This window comes from Streptomyces sp. NPDC029956 (genome assembly GCF_055574655.1).
The window spans coordinates 1-4,671 of the sequence record NZ_JBVHZJ010000119.1 but is presented as its reverse complement, the minus strand read 5'-3'; the positions used below and the strand labels follow the sequence as shown (position 1 = coordinate 4,671).

Below are 4,671 nucleotides of genomic sequence, written 5' to 3'. Positions count from 1 at the left end.
CCGCGATCTTCCACAGCCCGTCCGGAACAATCCAACTCCACGTACCCCGCCCCATGACGGTCTCAACGACCGCCTCACCACATAGGACACGGTATAAGAAGCCATCTCAATTGGTTGGCACGTCTCGGCGATGCCTTTCGGCGCGCTTAACCGTGATGTGAGACTTGCGGGATGGACAAGGGACGTGAGTCGCGGTGGGAGAAGGACGCCATGACGGTGGAGATCGTTTTCGCTTTGGTGACTGCCGTCGCGCTGGCTGCGGCAGTCTTTGCCGTAGCCCTGCTTCCTGCCCTGGCTCTCGGGGTCTCTAGTCGAGGAGGAAAGGCCACGCTGACAGGGGGTGCCCTGCTTGGAGCGTCGGCCGGAGTGTGGCGTTTGGTGCGGGTACTTCTCCGCTTTGACGCGCAGCGCCGTAAGGGGCGCTAACTGCGGGTCTCCTTCGATCGGTAGCCTGCCGACGTGGGGATTGTCGAACGACTGGTGCCTGACGAGTTGTGGGCGTTGTTCCAGCGGGTGGTGCCGGATGCTCCTGTCCGGCCTCAGGGCGGTGGCCGACGTCGGCACGGCGACCGGGAGGTGCTGGCGGCGATCGTGTTCGTGGCCACGTCGGGCTGCACGTGGCAGCAGCTGCCGACAGCATCCTTCGGTTTGTCAGGGGCGACGGCCCACCGACGGTTCAGTGAGTGGTCGAAGGCCCGGGTGTGGGCCAAGCTCCACCGCGTGGTGCTCAACGAGCTCGGTGCCCGCGGCGAGCTGGACTGGTCCCGCTGCGCGATCGACTCGGTGAACATGCGGGCGATGAAAAGGGGGATCTGACAGGTCCGAATCCTGTCGACCGGGGCAAGTACGGCTCGAAGATCCACCTGATCACCGAGCGGACCGGTCTGCCCATCTCCGTCGGAATCTCGGGCGCGAACCTGCACGACAGCCAAGCCCTGATCCCGCTGGTGAAGGGCATACCCCCGATCCGCTCCCGCCGCGGCCGGCGCAGACGCAAGCCCGGCAAGCTCCACGCCGACAAGGGCTACGACTACCGCCACCTGCGGCAATGGCTCTCCGGCTGAGGCATCCGCCACCGCATCGCCCGCAAAGGCATTGAGTCCTCTCAGCGGCTCGGACGGCACCGGTGGACCATCGAACGCACCATGGCCTGGCTCGCCGGCTGCCGCCGCCTCCACCGACGCTACGAACGCAAAGCTGACCACTTCCTCGCCTTCACCAGTCTTGCCTGCACCCTCATCTGCTACCGCAGACTCACCAAATGAGATGACGTCTAATCCATGCCGGCTGCGTAGCCGTGATCACAGCAGTCACGGCAGGATTGTTCCAAACATGACCACTTGCCGTTGGGAATGGGCGGGTGGTCAGGGCGTCAGCGCGGCTGCCACCCGGGCCAGGCGATCGGCTGACAGGGCGAAGCGGTTGGTCGGGTTGCGGAATGAGTACTCGCCGTCGTTCAGTACCTGTGCCTGAGCCGCCCATGACAAGTTGGGTGTCCGGCTGCGACGGTAGATTGGCTTGGGGCGTCCTCTTCCAGGCCCGAGGATTACCCTGCGTTCCATGGAACTGGATGCTGAACTCAGTGCTCTAGCAGCCCAAGATGACCTGCCCGCTGACCTGGTGCGGCGCCTGCTCCAGCACCCGGGGGCTCGGCGCGCGGTGGCGTTGCTGCGTCGGGACCTGACTGACGAACTGATAGCAGAGATCATCGAGCTCGGCTCCGCACGGACTCTCGCCGGGAACTCCTCCGTGCCCTCTCGGATCAGGGCCCGCTTTGCGGAGCATCCGGAGCCTGCTGTTCGGTGTGCGGTCGCGGCGAGCGTCAGGAACGAGCCTCTGGGGCTGCTCGCCCGTCTGGCGGCCGACCCGGACCCTTCCGTGCGGTCGTTCCTTGCGATGAACGAGCACCTGCCGACGGAGTTGCTAGCCCTCCTGGCCGCGGACTCGGAGGCCAGTGTGCGATCGTCGGTCATCCAGCGCTGGCGTGATGCTCCGGACGACGTCCGCAGGATGTTGCTGACCGATGCCGACCCAGGCATTCGCAGTGGCAGTGTTCGGGCATTCGTCCCTCCCGCGGACCTTCTGCCGGGACTGTTGGCAGATCCGGTGACCCGCGCCGCTGCGGTCGCCCATGCCGTACCGACCCCTGAGCTGGCTGCCGACCCGGATTCCGATGTCCGTGAGGCCGTCGCCGCACATCCGGACCTGCCGCCCGGTCTGCGCGACGTGCTGGCAGATGACCAGGACATCTTCGTCAGAAATGCGATCGCGGCCCGGGCCGACACCCCGCAGGCGATGCGTGAACAGGTTGTGGCCACCCTGGAGCCCGACAGCCCCCTTGCTGAGTGGATGCTGTCGTTCAGCCGCGGCACCCACACGTGTCCCCCAGCCGCACCGGCCCCGCCAAATCTCTCGCGGCAACAGGCCGAGTCCTTGCTCGCTCAGGCCGGGCTGTGAGTATGAGCTCCTGTGGTCAAGCTCCCTGAGGGGGCTGGCCACGGGCGTTGAGCGTGTGGTTCGACTTTCGCGGCCTGGGGTGATTCGCCGCGTCATGGCCGGGCGCACCAGACGATCTTTGCGGGACAGCCCTTAGAAGGCCGCCGCTCCGCCGGTGATGAGTCCCCCGGCTATGGGGAACAGGATCGGATCATCGGCGACTCCGATTCCGGTGAGGTCGTCGGCGGCGGCGACGCCACCGAGCAAGAGCCCGGCGCCGACCATGAGCGAGCCCATGACCCAGTCGGGACCGGGCTCCGGGGCGGCTACGGGTTCCGCGACGGGCTGCGGCTTCGGCTCTGGCGTGGCCGTGTTGCGCTTGTCGTACGTGATGACGCCCGACCCCGGGTATTTCTTGGACGATGTCACGTTGAGCCATACGCCCGGATCATGAATGGCGGGCCCGGTGAGGGTGAACGGAATGCCGAACCCTGCCTTCACCGTCCGATTGTCGTTGTTCTTCCTCAGCTGGGCCTGAAGATCCTGAAGTATTGGCCACCTCACCCCCGCCGTCACTCTCGGCGCCGCCACCGACGTGTTTCACGTCCCAGACGTACACGGTGTCCTGAGTCCACAGAATGAGATCGGCTTCTCCGGTACTCCCATCGGACTTCTCAGCCGCTCAGCGCCTTCGGACTCCTGAACGTGCACCGCCCCCCCGAAGCACTACATCAACGGCAAGTGGGAGGGGTACGCGGCGGAGCACGACGACATGGTCTGCCACCGCATCGCCTTCATCCCCGGCAGCTTCGACCGTGATGCAGGCGACGTCCTTCTGCCGGTCCTGCGGGAACGGCACATCACCGGCAACCGGAACCGTCCTGTGGGCTGGAGACTCTCACACCTCTCGCAGGTTCCGTCAGTCGATGCCGTCCTCGAAGCCGAGCAGCACGGGCGATAGCTCGGCCGACGCGCTGCACACCGAGCACAGTCGGATGCTCGGCGAGCGTCAGAGCTCGGTCCCAGGTGAGGGTGAGGGCCGCCTGAGGGGCCTCGTCACAGTCCAGTGCGTGGATGATGCCCTGCCCGCGGGCCAGGCCCTGCATGACCCAGCCGGATGGACGCCGCTCGCCCAGGATCTCCGCACATAGCGACTGGCTCGGTAGCCTCACCAAACTCACCTGTGAGTCCCGTTCCCAGGAAACGTTCAGGGCGATGCTGCCTTGACGCAGGGCGGACCCCGTCAAGGACGTGGCCACTCTCAGCTCGTGCGTTCTTGCACCTGGCCCTCAGCCTTCTTGAAGCTCAGCAGTCTTCCGCGGATCATCCGCCAGAATGCGGGCCGCGAGCTGCCGTACCTGCTCCTCCAGGGGCTGATCGCGGGTGATGAACAATTCGTACGCGTAGGAACATGCACGCTCTCCCGGTGCCTGGACGTGGTCGAACTCGACATCGACCCCCTCGGGACTGGTGAGTTCCTCGGGGACGCCGGGCTCCTCGCGTCGTGGCCAGACGCCCGTGAGGACGCAGCCCCACTGTTCGAACCAGCCGCTGGCTGCAAGGGTCTGCTCGAGTAGCCGGGCAATGGTGTCTACCGGCTCTTCCCAGCTGCGGTCCGCCGCGGCCCGCGCGAGTTCGGCTTCGTACTGGGCGGAGTCGAAGGTGATGTCCGCGGGCAGGGCGGCGATGTCGCTGGTGTTCTCCCAGGCGTCCCAGATCACCCGATCGCCCTCGCGGCGCAAGGTGACATACAGGGCGCCGCAGCAGCCGGCGGTGCAGGTCGGTTCGGTGATCATGATCCTGCGCGGTTCCCGCGTGACCGCCAGCGGCCAGTTCCCGGCCGGGCCTGTCCAGTGCCGACAGCTGGGTACCAGCCCTCCCGGGTGGACTTCTCTCAGGACGTCCACGCCGTCGATCAGAGGCCGCACCTCGGCCCAGGGGTCAGCCGCCCAGTCGTCCGGGATCCTGTGCCGCAAAGTCAATGTGCTGATCGTCAGCTGATCGGTCATCATCACATGATCGGCTCATGTCACGCAGCCGCATACTCATTTCCTGGGCGTGATCAGCCTCGGCTGGTCGTGTGAGGGCAGCGATCACTCGTGATCGAGAAGCTTACCGAACTCACCACGTGAGACACCCTCTTAGACCGTGTCCTATGTGGTGAGGCGGTCGTTGAGACCGTCATGGGGCGGGGTACGTGGAGTTGGATTGTTCCGGACGGGCTGTGGAAGATCG

4 protein-coding genes and 1 pseudogene are annotated in these 4,671 nt (G+C 65.9%); 3 read left to right on the top strand and 2 right to left on the bottom strand.

What is annotated here, in order from left to right; translation table 11 throughout:
* Nucleotides 1-171 precede the first annotated feature (171 nt).
* The 3 genes and pseudogenes from ACZ4XX_RS40150 (at nucleotide 172) to ACZ4XX_RS40140 (ending at nucleotide 2,457) form a co-directional block, all read left to right on the top strand.
* On the top strand, nucleotides 172-426 hold the full coding sequence (locus ACZ4XX_RS40150; RefSeq protein WP_468512756.1) for a DUF6332 family protein: 255 nt from the start codon (nucleotides 172-174) through the stop codon (nucleotides 424-426).
* A gap of 39 nt (nucleotides 427-465) precedes the next feature.
* Nucleotides 466-1,265: pseudogene (locus ACZ4XX_RS40145) on the top strand (IS5 family transposase).
* A 295-nt stretch (nucleotides 1,266-1,560) separates the two neighbouring features.
* Nucleotides 1,561-2,457, top strand: a complete 897-nt coding sequence (locus ACZ4XX_RS40140) for a hypothetical protein (RefSeq protein ID WP_468512755.1) — start codon at nucleotides 1,561-1,563, stop codon at nucleotides 2,455-2,457.
* A 132-nt stretch (nucleotides 2,458-2,589) separates the two neighbouring features.
* Here the strand turns inward: ACZ4XX_RS40140 and ACZ4XX_RS40135 are convergent, their stop codons facing one another.
* Together ACZ4XX_RS40135 and ACZ4XX_RS40130 are read right to left on the bottom strand one after the other, a co-directional pair.
* Entirely contained in the window at nucleotides 2,590-2,937 is a 348-nt protein-coding gene (locus tag ACZ4XX_RS40135) for a hypothetical protein (protein WP_468512754.1), read from the bottom strand.
* A gap of 788 nt (nucleotides 2,938-3,725) precedes the next feature.
* Nucleotides 3,726-4,445 carry a hypothetical protein gene (locus ACZ4XX_RS40130; protein WP_468512753.1) on the bottom strand — a complete coding sequence of 240 codons (720 nt, stop codon included), beginning with the start codon at nucleotides 4,443-4,445 and terminating at the stop codon, nucleotides 3,726-3,728.
* Between the last annotated feature and the right edge of the window lie 226 nt (nucleotides 4,446-4,671).

What these genes read in the sequence shown, in the direction of transcription:
- ACZ4XX_RS40150 (WP_468512756.1), top strand. Translation starts at nt 172, where the DNA reads ATGGACAAGGGACGTGAGTCGCGGTGGGAGAAGGACGCCATGACGGTG.
- ACZ4XX_RS40140 (WP_468512755.1), top strand. Translation starts at nt 1,561, where the DNA reads ATGGAACTGGATGCTGAACTCAGTGCTCTAGCAGCCCAAGATGACCTG.
- ACZ4XX_RS40130 (WP_468512753.1), bottom strand. Translation starts at nt 4,445, where the DNA reads ATGACCGATCAGCTGACGATCAGCACATTGACTTTGCGGCACAGGATC.